The sequence below is a fragment of the Pseudomonas sp. R76 genome, assembly GCF_009834565.1.
Taxonomy (GTDB): Bacteria; Pseudomonadota; Gammaproteobacteria; order Pseudomonadales; family Pseudomonadaceae; genus Aquipseudomonas.
In genome coordinates, this window is the sequence record NZ_CP019428.1 from 2,014,397 (window position 1) to 2,033,889 (window position 19,493).

Consider the following 19,493-nt stretch of genomic DNA (forward strand, 5'->3'; position numbering starts at 1 on the left):
TGGATCAGTCCTGAATGTCGGGCGGTGGTGCGCTGGGAGGTTTGGCGGTCAGCGAAGTGATCTTGATCAGCAGCGCCAGGTGGCCGCCGTCCAGGTAGTTGAGCTGGTTGTTCTTGGTGCGCACGTCCTGCTGGCTCAGGTGTTCGCTGGCAACGACGCTGCCGTTGGCGTCGAACTGGTTGATGTAGAAGTCCGCGTCGATATCGGTAAAGCGCCCCAGTTGCAGGTTCAGCGTGCCTTCGATGGGGAACTGGCCAAATTGCTCCTGGCCATCGCTGATGGCCAGCTTCACCGGCTGGTCGCCCAGGTTCTGGTCCCAGGCCCGGTGCAGCAGCACGGTGTAGCTGTTGTCGGCCTTGAGTTTGTCGACGATGTTGCCCAAGCGCGGCGGGCTCATTTTGTCGGTTGGCAGGCGTAAAGCGCCGGCGTCCCAGTTTTCCGGCGCTGCGCGGCTGTTGATCACCGGCTCGGCGTTCTGGCGCACCAGGATCATTTCGATCAAGTACGGGCTGTCGGCAAACGCCGAAGGGGCAACGACCACCAACAACAAGCTCAAAATGCGGAACAGGCGCATTGGGGCGTCCTTCAAGCTGATTTCGGGATGAGGCGCTCAAACAGCGCCTCTAATGTATTAAAGCGTTCTTCGGCGCGTTCCATCGGCACCATGAATTTGAACAGCGTAGCCCCTTCGAACTTGTAGCGGTTGGGTTGGCCCTGAATCAGCTTGATCAGCACCAGTGGGTCCACCGGCGTTTGCGCTTCGAACTCGATGCGACCGCCCTGCGGCCCGGCGTCGACCTTCTTGATACCCAGCTGCTCGGCCTGCAATTTGAGCAGGGTCAGGCGCACCAGGTTCTTGGTCGGTTCGGGCAACAGACCGAAACGGTCGATCATCTCGACTTGCAGGTCCTTGAGGCCTTCTTCGTCGGTGGCCGAGGCGATGCGCTTGTACAGGATCAACCGCGCGTGCACATCCGGCAGGTAGTCTTCGGGAATCAACGCCGGCAAGCGCAGGTTGATTTCCGGGCCGCCGCCCAAGGGTTGATCAAGGTTTGGTTGTTCGCCTTTGCGGATGGCTTTTACCGCGCGCTCGAGCATCTCCATATACAGGGTGAAGCCCACCGCCTGGATCTGCCCGCTCTGGTCGTCGCCGAGCAATTCGCCGGCGCCACGGATTTCCAGGTCGTTGGTGGCCAGTACAAAACCGGCACCGAGGTCCTGGGTGTTGGCGATGGCTTCCAGGCGCTTTTCAGCGTCGCCGGTAATCTGCTGGCGCGGAGGCGTCAGCAAGTAGGCATAGGCCTGGTGGTGACTGCGCCCGACCCGGCCGCGCAATTGGTGCAGCTGCGCCAGGCCGAACTTGTCGGCGCGCTCGATAATAATGGTGTTGGCGCTCGGCACGTCGATGCCGGTCTCGATGATGGTCGAGGCGATCAGCACGTTGAAGCGCTTGTGGTAGAAGTCGCTCATCACCTGTTCGAGTTCGCGCTCGCGCATCTGCCCGTGGCCGATGGCGATACGCGCTTCCGGCACCAGCTCGGCGAGGTCGGCGGCGCATTTCTCGATGGTCTTCACGTCGTTGTGCAGGTAATACACCTGGCCGCCGCGCAGCAGTTCGCGCAGCAATGCCTCTTTGACCGTGCTTTTGTTCTGCTCCATCACGAAGGTGCGCACCGACAAGCGCCGCGCTGGCGGCGTGGCGATGATCGACAGGTCGCGCATGCCCGACACGGCCATGTTCAACGTCCGCGGAATCGGCGTGGCGGTGAGCGTGAGGATATCGACCTCGCTGCGCAGCGCCTTGAGCTGTTCTTTCTGGCGCACGCCAAAGCGGTGTTCTTCGTCGATGATCACCAGGCCCAGGTTCTTGATCTTCACGTCGTCCGACAGCAGCTTGTGCGTGCCGATCACGATGTCGATCTTGCCTTCGGCCAGGTCGCCCACGGCGGCATTCACTTCCTTGGCGGACTTGAAGCGGCTCATCACCTCCACGGTCACCGGCCAGTCGGCGAAGCGGTCGCGGAAGCTGTTGTAATGCTGCTGGGCGAGCAGGGTGGTGGGCACCAGAATCGCCACTTGCTTGCCACCGTGCACCGCAATGAAGGCGGCGCGCATGGCCACTTCAGTTTTGCCGAAGCCCACGTCGCCGCACACCAGGCGGTCCATCGGCTTGGGCGCGAGCATGTCGGCGCGCACGGCTTCGATGGTGGTTTGCTGGTCCGGGGTTTCTTCGAAGGCAAAACCGGCGCTGAAGGTGGCGTAGTCGGCTTTCGGGTCGGCGAAGGCATAACCCTCACGGGCTGCGCGACGGGCATAGATGTCGAGCAATTCGGCGGCTACATCGCGCACCTGTTCGGCGGCTTTGCGCTTGGCCTTCTGCCAGGTCTCGGAGCCCAGGCGGTGCAACGGCGCCAGGGCGTCGTCGCTGCCGGTGTAGCGCGCGATCAGGTGCAGGCTGGCCACGGGCACGTAAAGTTTGGCGCCTTCGGCGTATTCCATGGTGAGGAATTCGGCGGCCTGGTTGTCGATTTCCAGGGTTTGCAGGCCCAGGTAGCGGCCCACACCGTGGTCGATATGCACCACCGGCGCGCCTTCGCGCAGCTCGGTGAGGTTTTTGATCACCGCGTCGTTATTGGCGTCGGCGCGTTTTTCACGGCGGCGGCGCTGCATCACGCGCTGGCCGAACAGCGGGCTCTCGGCGATCAGCGCCAAGGCCGGGTCATCCAGCAGCAAACCTTCGTCGAGCGGCGCGATGGTGATCGCCAGGCGCTCTTTGCTTTTTACGAAATCCGGCCAGCTGTCGACGGTTTTCGGGCGCAGCTTCAGGCGTTCCAGCAACTCCAGCAGCACTTCGCGGCGGCCGGCGGACTCGGCGGTAAACAGCACGCGGCCGGGGAAGTCGCCGAGGAAGTTGGACAACGCTTCCAGCGGCTGCGTGGCCTTGGCCTGGATCGCCAGGTCCGGCAGCGTGCCGGCCGGGAAGCGCTCGCGGCCGCTGCCGGCGTCCACGTCCTGTTGGCTGGCGACCACGCGCGGCCAGTTTTTCAGGCGGGCGAAGCAGTCTTCCACCGGCAGGAAAAGCTCGGCTGGCGGCAATAAAGGCCGGGAGGGATCGACGCGGCGCTCTTCATAGCGGTTGCGCACGTCGTTCCAGAAGTTTTCCGCCGCTTGCTCGATGCCTGGCAGCGAGAACACTTGGGTGTCTTGCGGCAGGTAGTCGAACAGCGTGGAGGTTTCGTCGAAGAACAGCGGCAGGTAGTACTCGATACCCGCCGGTGTAATCCCGCTGCTCAAATCCTGAAAGATCGGGCAGCGGCGGAAGTCGACGTCGAAGCGTTCGCGAAAGCGTGCCTTGAAGCGCGTGACCGCGTCTTTTTGCAGCGGGAACTCCCGCGCTGGCAGCAGCTTGATCGACTCGACTTTATCAATCGAGCGCTGGTTCTCCGGGTCGAAGGTGCGCAGGGTTTCGATTTCGTCGTCGAACAGGTCGATGCGGTACGGCAACTTGCTGCCCATTGGGAACAGGTCGATCAACGCCCCGCGCACGGCGAACTCGCCGTGTTCGTACACCGTGTCGACGCAGCGGTAGCCACTGGCTTCCAGGCGCGTGCGCATCTGTTCCACATCGAGCTTCTGGCCGATATCCAGCACCAGGCTGCTGCCCAGCAGGAACTTGGTCGGCGCCAAGCGATGCAAGGCCGTGGTGATCGGCACCACCAGCACGCCATGAGCCAGTTCCGGCAAGCGGTAGAGGCTGGCGATGCGCTGGGAAATGATGTCCTGGTGCGGCGAGAACAGGTCGTAGGGCAGGGTTTCCCAGTCGGGAAAATGCAGCACCGGCAAATCGGGGGCGAAGAAGCTCAGCTCCTGCTCCAGCCGCTCGGCGCTTTGGCTGTCGGCGGTGAGCAGCAGGGTAAAGCGCTTGGCTGCGCTGGCAGCCTCGGCAATCGCCAGGCTGAGGGCGGCACCGGGCAGGTTGCCCCAGTGCTGTTTACCTGCCGCGGCAGGGAGAAGCGGTAGACGCAGAACGGGCACGGAAGGTTGAGCTCCAAGCGTTGCGACAAAGTCGGTAATTGTAACGGCCCGAGGTGCCGCCTGTCAGTTGCTGACTGAGCCTATTACGGTTTGTAGGAAATGTAGTGGCTAAGACAAACAATGGCGTGTTTTGACTCAATATGTAGTGCCATTTTGTGCGGATGTTTCGGAGGGTTACGGACAAGTCGGCGTCGTCACTCAACTAGTGGCCTTCTGGAACCCGCGTGTTTCCTGGCCTGTAGCGGGGTGGTATTTTTTTGCAAGTGCTTTTTGTTGGGGTTGGCGCATTGCTCAACGTGCGGTCGGACGACATAATGTAGCCCCTTTTTTCTGCCCCTACATGTGGAAGGTTCCCGTGACTCAGAAGCCCGACCAGTGTCTTGGTGAATGGATCGACCGTGAAGCACTCGCTGAAGCGATGATTCCGCTTATCGGTCAGCTGTACCGCAATAACAATGTGGTGAGCTCGATCTATGGCCGCAGCCTGATCAACCAATCAGTCATCGCGATTCTCAAAGCCCACCGCTTTGCTCGCCATCGCTCCGCCGATGACAGCGAACTCTCCGTCCACGAAACATTCCCTCTGCTTAAAGCCATGAGCGAGCTCAAGCTCGGCGCGGCCTCGGTAGACCTGGGCAAGCTGGCTTACAAATTCCGCAAAGAAGGTGCCGGCCGCAGCGCCGAGCAGTTCGTGCGTGAAGAGATGGCCGATGTGGTTGGCCAGCAAAACGCCGCTGCCCGCAAAGGCACCGACGTTGTGCTCTACGGCTTCGGTCGTATCGGCCGCCTGCTGGCGCGCATCCTGATCGAAAAAACCGGTGGCGGCGACGGCCTGCGCCTGCGTGCCATCGTGGTGCGCAAAGGCGCCGAAAACGACCTGACCAAACGCGCCAGCCTGCTGCGCCGCGACTCGGTACACGGCCCGTTCAACGGCACCATCGTCATCGACGAAGAAAACAACACCATCACCGCCAACGGTAACCTGATCCAGGTGATCTACGCGAAGAACCCGACTGAGGTGGATTACACCCAGTACGGCATCAAGGACGCCCTGCTGGTGGACAACACTGGCGTATGGCGTGATGCCGAGGGCCTGGGCCAGCACCTGGCCTGCCCGGGTATCGACCGCGTTGTGCTGACTGCGCCTGGCAAAGGCAAGCTGAAGAACATCGTTCACGGTATCAACCACGGCGAAATCACCGCTGACGACAAGATCGTGTCGGCCGCGTCCTGCACCACCAACGCCATCGTGCCGGTGCTGAAGGCTGTGAATGACAAGTTCGGCATTGTTAACGGTCACGTTGAAACCGTTCACTCGTACACCAACGACCAGAACCTGATCGACAACTTCCACAAGGGCGATCGCCGTGGCCGTAGTGCCGCGTTGAACATGGTCATCACCGAGACCGGTGCTGCCACCGCTGCTGCCAAGGCCCTGCCTGAACTGGCCGGCAAGCTGACCGGTAACGCGATCCGTGTGCCGACGCCAAACGTGTCGATGGCCATTCTCAACCTGAACCTTGAGAAAGCCGCCACCCGCGAAGAAATGAACGAGTACCTGCGCTACATGGCGCTGCACTCCGACCTGCATAAGCAGATCGACTTCGTTAACTCGCAGGAAGTGGTGTCCACCGACTTCGTGGGCTCGCGCCACGCCGGTGTGGTGGATGCCGAGGCGACCATTACCCAGGACAACCGCGTTGTACTGTACGTTTGGTACGACAACGAGTTCGGTTACAGCTGCCAGGTGGTTCGTGTGATGGAAGACATGGCCGGGGTTAACCCGCCTGCGTTCCCGCGCTAAGCCTTAGCTGTAAATAAAAAGCCCCGACTGGTTCGGGGCTTTTTTATGGCTGCTGTTTTTGTGGTGAATGATCGGGCCTCATCGCGGGCAAGCCCGGCTCCCACAGTTTTGATGTGTGAATACAGTCAAATGTGGGAGCTGGCTTGCCTGCGATAGCGATCTATCGGGCACCACCAACCACTGAGGCCTGCGCCGTGCGCAGTTCATGCCGATTGCCCTTGAACAGCACCAAAGTAGCAATCAACCCCAGAATCGCCGCCCCACTGAGCCAAATCCCCGGCGCCGCCTTGTTATCCAGCACATGAATCAGATAGGTACAGGCCGCTGGCGTAAACCCGCCAAACGTCGCCGTCGCCAGGCTGTAGGCCAGTGAGAAACCGGTAGTACGCACTTCCACCGGCATGATCTCGGTGAGCGCCACCACCATCGCGCCGTTGTACGAGCCGTACAGGAACGACAGCCACAACAGCACCATCAGCAAATGGCTGAAGCTCGGGTTCGCCACCAGCCACGACAACGCCGGATACGCGGTAAGAATCGCCAGAATCGTCGCACCGAGCAGTAGCGGTTTACGCCCGATCTTGTCGGACACCGCGCCCATCACCGGCAGCCAGATGAAGTTGGAGATGCCTACGCACACGGTCACCAGCAATGCGTCGAAGTCGGACAGGTGCAGTTCGGCTTTACCGAAGGTCGGGGTGTAGGCGGTGATCAGGTAGAAGGACACGGTGGTCATGACCACCAGTGCCATGCCGGCGATGACGATGCCGAAGTTCTGACCGATCGAACGCACGATTTCCTGCAGGGTAGGGCGATGTTTACGCGCCTGGAACTCAGGGGTTTCTTCGAGCGAGCGGCGAATCACGAAGATCACCGGCACGATCAGGCAACCGATCAGGAACGGCACGCGCCAGCCCCAGTCACCCATTTCTTCCGGGCTGAGCCAGTGGTTCAGGCCCACGCCGAGCAACCCGGCGAACACCACGGCGGCCTGTTGGCTGGCAGACTGCCAACTGACGAAGAAGCCCTTGCGGCCCGGCGTGGCGATCTCCGCCAGGTACACCGACACACCGCCAAGCTCGACGCCGGCAGAGAAACCTTGCAACAGACGACCGAACAGCACCAGCAGCGGCGCCGCGACGCCAAGGGTCGCGTAACCGGGCACGCAGGCGATCAACACCGTGCCGGCAGCCATCAAGGCGAGGGTGATGACCAGGCCTTTCTTACGGCCATGACGGTCGATGTAGGCGCCGAGGAAAATCGCGCCCAGTGGACGCATCAGGAAGCCGGCGCCGAAGGTCGCCAGGGACAGCATCAAGGAAGCAAAGGCGCTGTCGGTGGGAAAGAAGGTTTTGGCGATGGCCGTGGCGTAGAAGCCATAGACCATGAAGTCGAACATCTCGAGGAAGTTACCGCTGACAACGCGAAAAATCGCCCTGCCTTTGCCCGTAGAAGTGGACATGTCATTCACTCATTTTGGCTATCTTATTAGTGATCCCTGGTCATCACTCGTCCTTGCTGCGCTTTTGTAACCATATGTGTATTGGCCACTACCCGCAATAGGAACTGATAGCTAGCTGACTAAATGCGCAGGCGCTGAGAACGATGAAAATCCAATGTGGGAGCTGGCTTGCCTGCGATGGCGGTGGGTCAGCAATAGATCAGTCGGCTGACAGTCCGCTATCGCAGGCAAGCCAGCTCCCACAGGATTTTGTGTTGATCAGTTAAGGAGGGAGTTGCGCAAGCTGTCCGACAAGCCCTTCGGCGCCAGCCAGATACCGAGATAGGCTTTCGCCAATTCCTCATCGCGGCTGCTGAACACCACCTTGTCGTTGATCTCCAGGTTCAAGCTGCGCCCACGGCGAACGTCGAGGGCATAGCGATCGCCGCTGCGGATATCGCGGAAACTGGCATGCAGTCGATCCAGTTCCGGCTTCAAGCGGGCGAGGGCGGCGCTGGTTTGCTGGCGCTCCAGGGCGGTGGTGGCGGCCTTGATCACATCGCTACGGTCGATGTCGCGAAAGTAATACAGCGTCAGGCGCAAATCCTTCTGCTGGTCCCACGCCTGTTTCGCGCGCATGTCAGCCGGTGCATACAGCGCGGCCGCATACACATCGGCCCAGAGATAGACCAGCACCGCCTGGTTTTTCAGCGCCAGTTCATGAGACTGCGCGGGGAAATCGGCCTGCTTGAGCCGATCAGCCTCACTGGCCAGCACTGCAACGGAAAAAATCATCATTAAACAGAAAACCACATGCCGCATAATGGCTCGTCCTGCAAAGGTGCGTGTCAGTAGTGTAATGCCAGTTTCCTGCTTCTGTAGTAAAGGCAAGACTGGCCTACGACGCGACCAAGGGTTAATGTTCGCGGCGTTGAGCCTTATATAGACTGTGCCCCGGCTCACACACTTGAGCCAAATTGTCCTTCATGCCCGCTGGCCGCGGCATGATTTAGCCAGGCGTCCAACCGTACGCCTGGCCTGTTCTGAGGAGTACGCATGGCTGTCTACAACTACGACGTGGTGGTACTGGGTTCCGGCCCGGCTGGAGAAGGTGCGGCGATGAACGCCGCCAAAGCGGGGCGCAAGGTGGCGATGGTCGATAGCCGTCGCCAAGTCGGCGGTAACTGCACCCACCTGGGGACCATCCCGTCCAAGGCCTTGCGTCACTCGGTGCGCCAGATCATGCAGTTCAACACCAACCCGATGTTCCGGGCCATTGGTGAGCCGCGCTGGTTCTCGTTCCCGGACGTGTTGAAAAGCGCCGAAAAAGTTATCTCCAAGCAAGTCGCTTCGCGTACCGGCTACTACGCCCGCAACCGCGTCGACCTGTTCTTCGGCACCGGCAGCTTTGCCGACGAGCAAACCGTCGAAGTGGTCTGCGCCAACGGCGTGGTCGAGAAGCTGGTGGCCAAGCACATCATCATCGCCACCGGTTCGCGCCCGTATCGCCCGGCGGATATCGATTTCCACCACCCGCGTATCTACGATAGCGACACCATCCTGAGCCTGGGCCACACCCCGCGCAAACTGATCATCTACGGCGCCGGCGTGATCGGCTGTGAATACGCCTCGATCTTCAGCGGCCTGGGTGTATTGGTGGAGCTGGTGGATAACCGTGACCAGTTGCTGAGCTTCCTCGACTCGGAAATTTCCCAGGCGTTGAGCTACCACTTCAGCAACAACAACATCACCGTGCGCCATAACGAAGAGTACGAGCGCGTCGAAGGCCTGGACAACGGTGTGATCCTGCACCTCAAGTCCGGCAAGAAGATCAAGGCCGACGCCTTGCTGTGGTGCAACGGCCGTACCGGCAACACCGACAAACTGGGCATGGAAAACATCGGCGTCAAGGTCAACAGCCGTGGCCAGATCGAAGTCGACGAGAACTACCGCACCTGCGTGACCAACATCTACGGCGCCGGTGACGTGATCGGCTGGCCAAGCCTGGCCAGTGCCGCGCATGACCAGGGCCGTTCGGCGGCGGGCAGCATTGTCGACAACGGCAGCTGGCGTTATGTGAACGACGTGCCGACCGGCATCTACACGATTCCGGAGATCAGCTCGATCGGCAAGAACGAGCACGAACTGACCAAGGCCAAGGTGCCTTACGAAGTCGGCAAGGCGTTCTTCAAGAGCATGGCGCGTGCGCAGATCGCCGGTGAGCCGCAAGGCATGCTGAAGATACTGTTCCACCGCGAGACCCTGGAAGTCCTCGGCGTGCATTGCTTCGGCTACCAGGCCTCGGAGATCGTGCACATCGGCCAGGCCATCATGAACCAGCCGGGCGAGCAAAATACCCTCAAGTATTTTGTGAACACTACGTTCAACTACCCGACCATGGCCGAAGCCTATCGGGTCGCGGCCTACGACGGCCTCAACCGGCTTTTTTGAGCGGCTCCGGCCGGTGGCCTGAGCCGGCCGGGGAGACCGATTTCAGTAATTCTCGAGGGTGGCAGTGGCCAAACCGGGAAAGTCTGTAATCAGGCTATCTACGCCGAAGTCGGCGAGCCTGCGCATCAGCGCGGGTTCGTTGACCGTCCACACGGACACGTGCAAACCCTGGCGCTGGGCTTTTTCCAGACGCTCGGGGGTGCACAGCGTCCAGTTCAATGCCAGGTATTCACAGCCGTAGTTCTGCGCGACCTTCAGCGGGTCGAGCCAGGCGTATTCGGCGACCAGGCCGCGTGACAGGTCCGGAGTGAGTTCCACCGCCGCTTTCAACACCTCCCGCGAACTTGAGGTCACTGTGACCTTGTCCATCAGGCCATGACGCACAGCCATCTCACGAATTGCCAGCACGGTCGTCGCGGCGCGGGTGCGCGAAGCGCTTTTGACTTCCAGCTGCCAGTGGTCGAAGTCGCATTTTTCGAACAGCTCTTCCAGGCGTGGGATCGGGCACGGCTGTACCCAACCCGGGCCGCCTTTGCGCGCGTCCATCTTCACCAGGTCGGCCGCCGAGTACTCGACGACTTTGCCGCGCCGGTCGGTGGTGCGTTTCAGGGTCGGGTCGTGGATCACCATCAACTCGCCGTCCATGGACAGGTGCAAATCCAGTTCGCAGCGGCGTACACCGTGCTTGAGGCATTCCTGGAAGCTGGTCAGGGTGTTTTCCGGTGCTTCGCCTTTGGCACCGCGGTGGCCGTAAATCAGGGTCACAGTTGCTCCTTTGCGCCAGATAGCCCGGCGGGGTCATACGAAATTCAGGTGTCTTGGGCGTCGCTCTGTTCCCGCGCCAGGCGTCGTTCCTGGGCTTGTTTCTGCAGGATGTAGCGCGCCAGCAATTGGCGTTGGGCGTCGGTCATGGACTCGAATTCCGTGCCCACATCAAAACCGTCGCCCTTGGCATCGCAATGCGTCACGCGGGCACGCAGCAGCAAGCCGAGCGCCTGGGGCATCAATACCAGCTTGACTGCCAGGTGCGTGTCGGGCGCCAGCGGCGTTGGGTGCTGGAAGTCGATACCGCCCTCGGAAAGGATTACCGGCTGCGGCGCGCCCACCTCATCGAGCAGGCCGCGCGCCATGATCTGGCTGAGCAAGTCCACACGTTTGTTCTGGACTTTGAGGAAGGCGGCCAGGCTGCGATCCTTCTCGTTGATCTGGCGCAGCAGGTGCTGGGCTTCGAATTCGCTGAGGTGCAATTCGCTGAGCAGATTGAATAGCGGCGAATCATCCAGCAACACTTCCTTGCTCGCCGCTTCGGGGGCAGAGAGGGTGCTGATTTGAAGTGCGATCATGTCGTCGATACGGTAGTATTCGCGGCGTTCTTCTTCATCTAATGTCGACATGGCGAACCCAAAGTAGCGGTAATGGTCTGAGTGTAAAGCTGCTTACCTGACCCCGCCACCGGGACGTCTTCTTTTCCTCCGAACAAGCCCCGACATGTTCAGACCTCTCTTCGTATTTATCGGCACGCGTTATACCCGTGCAAAGCGTCGCAATCATTTTGTGTCGTTCATTTCCTTGACCTCGATTATCGGGCTCGCCTTGGGCGTGGTCGTGATGATCGTGGTGCTGTCGGTGATGAACGGCTTCGATCATGAGATGCGCACCCGCGTGCTGGGCATGGTGCCCCACGCGACCATCGAGGGCGATTCGCCCATCAGCGACTGGCCTAGCCTGGCCGACAAGGTCAAGCAGAACCCCAAGGTGGTGGCCGTTGCGCCGTTTACCCAGATGCAGGGGCTGCTGACCAACGACGGCAAAGTGCAGAAAATCCTGCTCAATGGCATCGATCCGGCCCAGGAACGCAACGTCTCGATCATCGACAAGTTCATGCTGCAGGGCAAGCTCGACGACCTGGCGCCCGGCAGCTTCGGCATCGTGATCGGCGACAAGGCTGCGGCCAAGCTCGGCGTGGGCGTCGGCGACAAGCTGACCTTCGTCGCGCCGGAAGTCACCGTGACCCCGGCCGGCATGTTCCCGCGCATGAAGCGCTTTACCGTGGTCGGCACCTTCCACGTCGGCGCCGGCGAGATCGACGGCTACCTAGGCCTGACCAACCTCACCGACCTGGCCCGCCTGCATCGCTGGAAGCCGGATCAGGTGCAGGGCCTGCGCCTCAAGTTCAGCGACCTGTTCGACGCACCGCGTACCGCCTGGGAAATCGCCCAGCACCTGGGCGAATCCCAGTACTACGCCCGCGACTGGACCCGCACCCACGGCAACCTCTACCAGGCCATCCGCATGGAAAAAGCCATGATCGGCCTGCTGTTGCTGCTGATTGTCGCCGTCGCCGCCTTCAACATCATTTCTACGCTGGTGATGGTGGTGAACGACAAGAAGGGCGATATCGCCATCCTGCGTACCCTGGGCGCCACGCCGGGGCAGATCATGGCGATCTTCATGGTGCAGGGCACCGTGATCGGCGTGGTCGGCACCTTGATCGGCACTGCGGTCGGCATCCTCGCCGCGCTGAATGTCAGCGCCGCCATTGCCGCGCTGGAAAAAGTCATCGGCCACAAGTTTCTCAACGCCGACGTCTACTTCATCGACTACTTGCCGTCCCAGGTTCAGGCCCAGGACGTGTTGATGGTGGGCGGCGCTGCGTTGCTCCTGAGTTTCCTTGCCACCCTGTATCCAGCCTGGCGCGCGGCACGTACCCAGCCAGCACAGGCCTTACGTTATGAGTGAATCGGGCATGAGTGAAAAAGCAATCTTGAGCTGCCGCAACCTGGGCAAATCCTACGAGGAAGGCCCGGAGTCCGTAGTGGTGCTGTCCAACCTGCAGCTTGAACTTCATCCTGGCGAGCGCGTGGCGATCGTCGGCAGTTCCGGTTCCGGCAAAAGTACCTTGCTCAACCTCTTGGGCGGCCTGGATACGCCTTCCCAGGGCAGCGTGTGGCTGGCGGGTGAAGAACTTTCGGCCCTCGGTGAGAAGGCGCGTGGCCAACTGCGTAACCGGTCGCTGGGCTTTGTGTACCAGTTCCACCACTTGCTGCCGGAATTCACCGCGCTGGAAAACGTGTGCATGCCGCTGCTGATCGGCAAAACCGCGATCCCGGAAGCCCGCCAGCGTGCCAAGGCGTTGCTGGAACGCGTCGGCCTCGGCCATCGCCTGGAGCACAAACCGGCCGAACTGTCCGGCGGCGAGCGCCAGCGTGTGGCCATCGCCCGTGCCCTGGTCAACAACCCAGGCCTGGTGATGCTCGACGAACCCACCGGCAACCTCGACTCCCACACCGCCCAGGGCATCAAGGACTTGATGCTGGAACTGAGCACCCAGATGCGCACCGCTTTCCTGGTGGTCACCCATGACATGAGCATGGCCCGCCAGATGGACCGTGTGCTGCACCTGCAGGAAGGTCACTTGGTCGCCATCTGACCCGTTTCAAGCCCGGCGCCTGGCGCTGGGCTTTTTCATTTTTTTAAACGGTGCCCGCGAATGTTCAGACCGTTATCGATTTTCATCGGCACGCGCTATACCCGCGCAAAGCGCCGCAACCGTTTTGTTTCGTTTATCTCGATGACCTCGATGATCGGCCTCGCCCTGGGCGTGCTGGCAATGATCGTGGTGCTGTCGGTGATGAACGGCTTTCAGCGTGAGATGAGCTCGCGCATCCTCGGCATGGTGCCCCACGCCACCATCGTCGGCGTGAACCCGATTGACGACTGGCAGCCCGTGGCCGCTGCGGCGATGAAGAACCCGCAAGTCACCGCTGCGGTGCCGTTCACGCAGATGGACGGCATGTTCTCCTACAAGGGCGCGATGCAGCCGATCGAAATCAGCGGCGTCGACCCGGCCCAGGAAGGCAAGGTCTCGATCGTGGCCCAGCACATCGTGCGCGGCAAACTGGAAGACCTGAAAGCCGGCGAATTCGGCGTGGTCATCGGCGACATCACCGCACGGCGTTTCCGCCTGAACGTGGGCGACAAGCTGACCCTGATCGTGCCGGAAATCAGCAGCGCACCGGGCGGCATCACCCCACGCATGCAGCGTTTGAACGTGGTCGGTATCTTCAAGGTTGGCGCCGAACTGGATGGCTCGATGGCCCTGATCAACATGGCCGACGCCGCCGAGATCCAGCATTGGCAGCCAAACCAGGTGCAAAGCGTGCGCCTGGCGGTGAAAGACCTGTACGCAGCGCCCAAGGTCTCGGCGGATATCGCCGCCAGCCTGGGCACGGCCTACAAGCCGGACGACTGGACCCACACCCAGGGTAGCCTGTTCAGCGCGATGAAGATGGAAAAAACCATGATCGGCCTGCTGTTGCTGATGATCGTCGCCGTCGCCGCGTTCAACATCATCGCCACATTGATCATGGTGGTGAACGACAAGGGCGCTGACATCGCGATCCTGCGCACTATCGGCGCCACGCCACGGCAGATCATGGCGATCTTCATGGTGCAGGGCACGGTCATCGGCGTTGTCGGCACCCTGATCGGCGGCGTGCTGGGCGTGATCGCGGCGCTGAACGTGAGTGAGCTGGTGGGCTGGCTGGAGCGCGTGAGCGGGCAGCATATATTCAGTTCGGACGTGTATTTCGTCAGTAACCTGCCTTCGGAACTGCAGGGCGGCGATGTGCTGCTGATTTGCACGGCCGGGTTTGTGTTGAGCTTTTTGGCGACGATCTACCCGGCGTATCGGGCGGCGAAGATTGAGCCGGCGCATGCCCTCAGGTATTCGTAAGGTCTGAGACCGCTATCGCAGGCAAGCCAGCTCCCACATTTGAATGTGTTCACAGATCAAATTGTGGGAGCGGGCTTGCCCGCGATAGGGCCGGCCCAGCTTGCATCAAGCTCCCTTTGATCGTTCCCACGCTCTGCGTGGGAACGCCTCACTGGACGCTCTGCGTCCGCTCTTGGTGACGCGGAGCGTCACGGGCTGTATTCCCACGCGGAGCGTGGGGACGATCAGCGATCAGGCAGGCAACTCAATCACAAACCTGGTCCACCCCGCCCCAGATTCACAATAAATCCTCCCGCCATGCGCCCGCACAATCGACTGCGTAATCGCCAACCCCAGCCCCGCATGCTCGCTGCTGCCTTCTCGGCGCGCCGGGTCGGCCCGGTAGAACCGATCAAACAGCCTGGGTAACAACGCCGCCGGGATACCTTCCCCGGTGTTTTCCACTGAAAGTTTCACACCTTCTTCCAGTCGCACCCGCACTTCACCTCCTGGCGGGGTAAACCTCAGCGCATTATCGAGCAAATTCGACAACGCCCGGCGCAACATGCCGCGATCGCCCGTCGTATGCGCCGTGCCCACGCGCACCAGGCTGACCTGGGCGTCTTCCGCCAGCAACGTGAAGAACTCCAGCAGCGCGTCCACATCATTTTCCAGCGCCAAGGCTTCGCGCTTGGGCATCAGCAAACCGTGGTCGGCCTTGGCCAGGTACAACATGTCATTCACCAACTGCGCCATCCATTGCAGCTCTTCGAGGTTGCTGTGCAGCGCCTCGCGGTAATCCTCCAGTGGGCGCGGCTGGGTGAGGATCACTTGGGTGTGGGTCAGCAGGTTCGACAGCGGCGTGCGCAGTTCGTGGGCAATGTCGGCGGAGAAGGCCGAGAGACGCTGGAACGCGTCGTCCAGGCGCCCGAGCATGGCGTTGAAGGCCTGGGCCAGTTCGGCCAGCTCCACCGGCATGCGCTGCTGGGGCAGGCGTTGAGTGAGCGAATGCGCCGACACGCTGGCGGCCACTTCGCCCATGCGCCGCAACGGCCGCAAGCCACTGCGCGCAGCCCATGCGCCGAGCAACGCGGTGGCCAGGGCCGAGAGGCCGACGGTCAGCCAGATCAAATGCTGCATGCGTTGCAGGAAGTGTTGGTGATGGGTGATGTCGAGCATCAGCGTCAGCTGGGGCGAGCCGGGTTGGCCTTCGACCAATGGCGCGTTGTACACGCGGTAGTCGGTGCCGGCGTTTTGCAGGCTGTGCAGGCCCGGCGCTTCGGGCAGGCTTACGCCGGGCGCTCCATCAAACCAGCGCTGGCCGTTGGCGGTGATGCGCAGCGCCAATTCGGGTTGGCGATTGAGCTCGGCGCGCAGTTGCGCTTCACGTTGCGCGAACAGTTGCGGCGAGTCGACACCCTGCAACGTGCTGCGCAGCGCCATCAGTTGGCCGTCGAGTTGCTGCTGGTCCAGCTCGATAAAGTGCGCCTCGCTGGCATGGTTGAACAGCACCCCGGCAAGCAGCGAAACCACTGCCGTACACGCGGCAAACAATAGCGCCAGACGGCTGGCCAGAGAGAGGCGCTTGATCAATTGAGGCGTTCCTCCAGGACATAACCCATGCCGCGCACGGTGTGGATCAGCTTGTTGGGGAAGTTGTCGTCGACTTTGAGGCGCAAACGGCGGATCGCCACTTCGATGATGTTGGTGTCGCTGTCGAAGTTCATGTCCCACACTTGTGAGGCGATCAGCGACTTGGGCAGTACTTCGCCCTGGCGGCGCAGCAGCAGTTCGAGCAGGGAAAACTCCTTGGCGGTGAGGTCGATGCGCTGGCCGTCGCGTTCGACGCGGCGGCGGATCAGGTCCAGGCGCAGGTCGGCCAGTTGCAGCGCGGTTTCTTGCGGTGTGCTGCTGCCACGGCGCAACAGGCTGCGCACCCGGGCCAACAGTTCGGAAAAGGCGAAGGGCTTGACCAGGTAATCGTCGGCGCCCAGTTCCAGGCCGTGTACACGGTCTTCCACTGCATCACGGGCCGTCAGGAACAGCACCGGGATGTCCAGGCCGGCGCTGCGCACGGCTTGCAGGATCTGCCAGCCGTCGCGGCCGGGCAGCATCACGTCGAGGATCAGCAGGTCGTAATCCCCGGTCAACGCCAAGTGCTGCCCGGTCGTGCCGTCGGCCACTAATTCGGTGGTAAAGCCAGCCTCGGTCAGGCCCTGGCGCAGGTAATGGCCGGTTTTCGGTTGGTCTTCGACGATCAGCAGTTTCATGGGCGACTCTTGGCAGCGGGGAGCAACGGCCTTTATACCGTGGGCGCCAGGGCAGGGGCGCAACCTGACAAAGTTGTAATCTAGCAGTCAGCTGGCTGGCAGCGGCGCCATCTTAGAGTGCTGGCCAAGCTGTTCACAGACGTTTGGAGAATCGACATGGCGTTGCGTACACCTCTGATATTGGCGGGTTGCCTGTTGGCGCTGAGCTTTGATGCGCTGGCTGACGCGGCCCACACGTTCGCCTTCGGCCAGCCGGCAGCGGCCGATAAAGCCACGCGCACCGTGGAAGTGGTGCTGCAGGACATTTCCTTTTCGCCCAAGTCGTTGGACGTAAAGGCCGGTGAGACTGTGCGCTTTGTGTTGGTCAACAAGGGCCAGTTGCTCCACGAGTTCAACCTGGGCGATGCGGCGATGCACGCTGAACACCAGAAAGAAATGCTCAAGATGCAGGCCGGCGGCATGCTCACCGCCACGGGCATGGGCAACATGGACCACAGCGCCATGGGCCATGGCGCGATGAAGCATGATGACCCCAACAGCGTATTGGTCGAGCCCGGCAAGACTGCCGAGCTGACCTGGACCTTCGCCAAGGCCACGGGCCTTGAGTTTGCCTGCAATATTCCGGGGCATTATCAGGCGGGCATGGTCGGCAAGCTGACCGTTGAGTGAGGCGATTCTTAAGGGCGGTGGCAAAGGCTGGTAGACTGGCGCGGTTTATTTAGCCAGGTTTCCGCCATGCATCCCGCAGCCGAACATTCGCCGCTGGGCAAGTCCAGTGAATACATCTCCACCTACACGCCATCGTTGCTGTTCCCGATCCCTCGCGCCGCCAAGTGGGCCGAACTGGGCCTGAGCGCCGAAACCCTGCCTTACCAGGGTGTGGATTTCTGGAACTGCTTCGAACTGTCCTGGCTGCTGCCGTCGGGCAAGCCAGTGGTGGCCATCGGTGAGTTCAGCATCCCGGCCGACTCGCCGAACATCATCGAGTCCAAGTCCTTCAAGCTGTACCTCAACTCGCTGAACCAGACCGCGTTTGCCGACACGGCAAGCCTGGAAGCGACGTTGCGCACCGACCTCAGCGCCGCTGCCGGCAAGCCGGTGAGCGTGCGCATCCGCAGCCTCGCCGAGGTTGAAGCCGAAGGTGTGCAGGCCCTGCCGGGGGTGTGTATTGACGACCTGGATATCAGCGTCAGCAACTACGAACACCCGCGCCCGGAACTGCTGCGCTGCGATGACTCGCGCATTGTCGAGGAGAGCGTGCACAGCCATCTGCTCAAATCCAACTGCCCGGTCACCAGCCAGCCGGATTGGGGCAGCGTGGCGGTGGAGTACCGGGGTTCGGCGCTGGATCACGCCAGCCTGCTGGAATACCTGGTGAGCTTTCGCCAGCACTCGGACTTCCATGAGCAGTGTGTGGAGCGGATCTTTCTTGACCTGCAACGTTTGCTCAAGCCTGAGAAATTGACGGTGTATGCGCGGTATGTGCGCCGGGGCGGGTTGGATATCAACCCGTATCGCAGCACTGAGGCTGTGCAGTTCCAGAACCTGCGCCTGGCCCGCCAGTAAATTTCACACAAAACAACTGTGGGAGCGGGCTTGCCTGCGATAGCGGTCTTTCAGTCATACATCTTGTGACTGATACACCGTCATCGCAGGCAAGCCAGCTCCCACATTTTGTTTCTGTGTTGGGCTTGGGTTCGGTTAGATCCCGATATTGCCCAAGGTCACCACAATATTGCGCAAGGTTCCGGCAATGCCTGGGTGGTCCAGTTCGAAGCGTTCAACCGCCAGGTTCACGCCATCGGCAATGCTCGGGTCTTGGATCGCGCCTTCCAAGGGCTGTTGAACCTCAAGTTCGGCAATCAATGTTTCGAGTTCTACACGCTTTTCGTCCGACATCTCCGGGTCGCTGTTCAATTGCTCGCGCAATTCTCTGACTTGGTCTTTCAGCTGTTCGCGGGCAGGCATGACGTTCTTCCTTTTATCGATAGGCACTGGCATAGACCGCGGCACGCCGGGAAAGGTCTACGGGCTGACCTGTAGATTAATCCACCGGCAGCCTCAGTGCATGATCTCTATCAGGGCTTCTCGCCTTTGAGCCGGCGCAGGCTGATGTCCGCCAGGCACGTACCCAGCTCGCCAAGGTGATCGATCACCGAATGCACGCCCAGCCCATACAGCGCCACCGTGGCTTTGCCGCGTTTGTGCTCGCGTTGCTGCTCGGTCAGCGCCTGCCATTGCTCGGGCGCCAGGCCGCACAGTGAACCGCAGGAGGCCAGGCCAATCGTCCACAACCCGGCATTCAGGCCGGCTTGCAGCAAACGCGGCTCTCCGCTGACCAGCACGCAGCCTTCCAGGCGTTCGATATTCAACTCCATCAAGGCTTGCCAGCACGCATGCGGGGCCGGCCAGCGGATGGAGGAGGGCGACGTCGCCTTGACCCAGTCGGGCAGCACGGCGGCCAGCGGGGTAGTCACTGAGGGCGGCAACTCATCCAGCCAGGCGCAAGGCACGCCCTGGTCCTTGAGGCTGCGCAGGATTTTCAGCGCGCCCGGCGTGGCGTGGGAGTCGGGGGAGGGCGAATCGGTGCGCGCCTGGGAACCAAAATCCACCAGGCAGCCACTTAGGCCAAACAGCACGGCAGTTAAAGAGGGGGCGCTGGCGACGGCAATCTCGGCGTGAGGCATTTCGACATCCCTGAAATAACCACGACGCTAACGGGGCGGGATGACAAGCAAATGACATAGACGGTAATTGTAGGAATTTTGTGCATTTTAC

17 protein-coding genes are annotated in these 19,493 nt (G+C 61.2%); 7 read left to right on the top strand and 10 right to left on the bottom strand.

From position 1 onward, the window contains the following. Positions 1–4 precede the first annotated feature (4 nt). Together PspR76_RS09200 and mfd are read right to left on the bottom strand one after the other, a co-directional pair. Positions 5–574 (bottom strand): CsiV family protein, encoded by a 570-nt coding sequence (locus PspR76_RS09200; RefSeq protein WP_159954911.1) that lies wholly within the window; start codon positions 572–574, stop codon positions 5–7. Positions 575–585: 11 nt separating this feature from the next. After that, the gene (gene mfd / locus PspR76_RS09205) at positions 586–4,035 is read right to left on the bottom strand and encodes a transcription-repair coupling factor (protein WP_159954912.1); all 3,450 of its coding nucleotides are present in this window, start codon (positions 4,033–4,035) and stop codon (positions 586–588) included. A 340-nt stretch (positions 4,036–4,375) separates the two neighbouring features. On the opposite strand from mfd, the gene PspR76_RS09210 reads away from it, so the two are divergent. Beyond that, entirely contained in the window at positions 4,376–5,839 is a 1,464-nt protein-coding gene (locus tag PspR76_RS09210) for a glyceraldehyde-3-phosphate dehydrogenase (protein WP_159954913.1), read from the top strand. Between the two features lie 160 nt (positions 5,840–5,999). On the opposite strand, the gene PspR76_RS09215 is transcribed toward PspR76_RS09210, so the two are convergent. Next, positions 6,000–7,301 (bottom strand): MFS transporter, encoded by a 1,302-nt coding sequence (locus tag PspR76_RS09215; protein WP_159954914.1) that lies wholly within the window; start codon positions 7,299–7,301, stop codon positions 6,000–6,002. A gap of 258 nt (positions 7,302–7,559) precedes the next feature. Beyond that, on the bottom strand, positions 7,560–8,102 hold the full coding sequence (locus PspR76_RS09220) for a chalcone isomerase family protein (protein ID WP_159954915.1): 543 nt from the start codon (positions 8,100–8,102) through the stop codon (positions 7,560–7,562). Positions 8,103–8,336: 234 nt separating this feature from the next. On the opposite strand from PspR76_RS09220, the gene sthA reads away from it, so the two are divergent. Continuing rightward, positions 8,337–9,731 (top strand): Si-specific NAD(P)(+) transhydrogenase, encoded by a 1,395-nt coding sequence (sthA, locus tag PspR76_RS09225; protein WP_005786183.1) that lies wholly within the window; start codon positions 8,337–8,339, stop codon positions 9,729–9,731. Between the two features lie 42 nt (positions 9,732–9,773). Here sthA and PspR76_RS09230 read toward each other — a convergent pair whose 3' ends face one another. Beyond that, a complete protein-coding gene (locus PspR76_RS09230; RefSeq protein ID WP_159954916.1) occupies positions 9,774–10,496 on the bottom strand; it encodes a glycerophosphodiester phosphodiesterase in 723 nt (240 codons plus the stop codon). 44 nt (positions 10,497–10,540) lie between these two features. Next, positions 10,541–11,125, bottom strand: a complete 585-nt coding sequence (locus PspR76_RS09235) for a PilZ domain-containing protein (protein ID WP_159954917.1) — start codon at positions 11,123–11,125, stop codon at positions 10,541–10,543. A gap of 94 nt (positions 11,126–11,219) precedes the next feature. On the opposite strand from PspR76_RS09235, the gene PspR76_RS09240 reads away from it, so the two are divergent. Genes PspR76_RS09240 through PspR76_RS09250 form a run of 3 tightly spaced genes read left to right on the top strand, consistent with a single transcriptional unit; the run spans position 11,220 to position 14,466 of the window. Further along, entirely contained in the window at positions 11,220–12,470 is a 1,251-nt protein-coding gene (locus PspR76_RS09240; protein ID WP_159954918.1) for a lipoprotein-releasing ABC transporter permease subunit, read from the top strand. Between the two features lie 7 nt (positions 12,471–12,477). Continuing rightward, on the top strand, positions 12,478–13,161 hold the full coding sequence (gene lolD, locus PspR76_RS09245) for a lipoprotein-releasing ABC transporter ATP-binding protein LolD (protein WP_017477213.1): 684 nt from the start codon (positions 12,478–12,480) through the stop codon (positions 13,159–13,161). Between the two features lie 60 nt (positions 13,162–13,221). Continuing rightward, positions 13,222–14,466: a lipoprotein-releasing ABC transporter permease subunit gene (locus PspR76_RS09250; protein WP_159954919.1), complete on the top strand. Its 1,245-nt coding sequence runs from the start codon at positions 13,222–13,224 to the stop codon at positions 14,464–14,466. A 231-nt stretch (positions 14,467–14,697) separates the two neighbouring features. Here the strand turns inward: PspR76_RS09250 and PspR76_RS09255 are convergent, their stop codons facing one another. Then, complete coding sequence (locus PspR76_RS09255; protein WP_159954920.1) at positions 14,698–16,038, bottom strand: heavy metal sensor histidine kinase; 1,341 nt, start codon at positions 16,036–16,038, stop codon at positions 14,698–14,700. Then, entirely contained in the window at positions 16,035–16,715 is a 681-nt protein-coding gene (locus PspR76_RS09260; protein ID WP_159954921.1) for a heavy metal response regulator transcription factor, read from the bottom strand. Before PspR76_RS09260 ends, PspR76_RS09255 begins: the two co-directional genes overlap by 4 nt. 156 nt (positions 16,716–16,871) lie before the next feature. Between PspR76_RS09260 and copI the strand changes: the two genes are divergently transcribed. Both copI and queF read left to right on the top strand, forming a co-directional pair. Then, positions 16,872–17,384, top strand: a complete 513-nt coding sequence (gene copI / locus PspR76_RS09265; RefSeq protein ID WP_159954922.1) for a copper-resistant cuproprotein CopI — start codon at positions 16,872–16,874, stop codon at positions 17,382–17,384. A gap of 66 nt (positions 17,385–17,450) precedes the next feature. Continuing rightward, positions 17,451–18,281 carry an NADPH-dependent 7-cyano-7-deazaguanine reductase QueF gene (queF, locus tag PspR76_RS09270; protein WP_159954923.1) on the top strand — a complete coding sequence of 277 codons (831 nt, stop codon included), beginning with the start codon at positions 17,451–17,453 and terminating at the stop codon, positions 18,279–18,281. Between the two features lie 135 nt (positions 18,282–18,416). Here queF and PspR76_RS09275 read toward each other — a convergent pair whose 3' ends face one another. Then, a complete protein-coding gene (locus PspR76_RS09275) occupies positions 18,417–18,683 on the bottom strand; it encodes a DUF4404 family protein (protein ID WP_159954924.1) in 267 nt (88 codons plus the stop codon). Positions 18,684–18,793: 110 nt separating this feature from the next. Continuing rightward, positions 18,794–19,402: an HAD family phosphatase gene (locus tag PspR76_RS09280; protein WP_159954925.1), complete on the bottom strand. Its 609-nt coding sequence runs from the start codon at positions 19,400–19,402 to the stop codon at positions 18,794–18,796. Positions 19,403–19,493: the final 91 nt, after the last annotated feature.

Bases quoted from the DNA above. Each gene is read 5' to 3' on its own strand.
- PspR76_RS09200 (WP_159954911.1), bottom strand. From the start codon at position 574: ATGCGCCTGTTCCGCATTTTGAGCTTGTTGTTGGTGGTCGTTGCCCCT.
- PspR76_RS09210 (WP_159954913.1), top strand. From the start codon at position 4,376: ATGTGGAAGGTTCCCGTGACTCAGAAGCCCGACCAGTGTCTTGGTGAA.
- PspR76_RS09215 (WP_159954914.1), bottom strand. From the start codon at position 7,301: ATGTCCACTTCTACGGGCAAAGGCAGGGCGATTTTTCGCGTTGTCAGC.
- PspR76_RS09220 (WP_159954915.1), bottom strand. From the start codon at position 8,102: ATGCGGCATGTGGTTTTCTGTTTAATGATGATTTTTTCCGTTGCAGTG.
- sthA (WP_005786183.1), top strand. From the start codon at position 8,337: ATGGCTGTCTACAACTACGACGTGGTGGTACTGGGTTCCGGCCCGGCT.
- PspR76_RS09235 (WP_159954917.1), bottom strand. From the start codon at position 11,125: ATGTCGACATTAGATGAAGAAGAACGCCGCGAATACTACCGTATCGAC.
- PspR76_RS09240 (WP_159954918.1), top strand. From the start codon at position 11,220: ATGTTCAGACCTCTCTTCGTATTTATCGGCACGCGTTATACCCGTGCA.
- lolD (WP_017477213.1), top strand. From the start codon at position 12,478: ATGAGTGAAAAAGCAATCTTGAGCTGCCGCAACCTGGGCAAATCCTAC.
- PspR76_RS09250 (WP_159954919.1), top strand. From the start codon at position 13,222: ATGTTCAGACCGTTATCGATTTTCATCGGCACGCGCTATACCCGCGCA.
- PspR76_RS09260 (WP_159954921.1), bottom strand. From the start codon at position 16,715: ATGAAACTGCTGATCGTCGAAGACCAACCGAAAACCGGCCATTACCTG.
- copI (WP_159954922.1), top strand. From the start codon at position 16,872: ATGGCGTTGCGTACACCTCTGATATTGGCGGGTTGCCTGTTGGCGCTG.
- queF (WP_159954923.1), top strand. From the start codon at position 17,451: ATGCATCCCGCAGCCGAACATTCGCCGCTGGGCAAGTCCAGTGAATAC.
- PspR76_RS09275 (WP_159954924.1), bottom strand. From the start codon at position 18,683: ATGCCTGCCCGCGAACAGCTGAAAGACCAAGTCAGAGAATTGCGCGAG.
- PspR76_RS09280 (WP_159954925.1), bottom strand. From the start codon at position 19,402: ATGCCTCACGCCGAGATTGCCGTCGCCAGCGCCCCCTCTTTAACTGCC.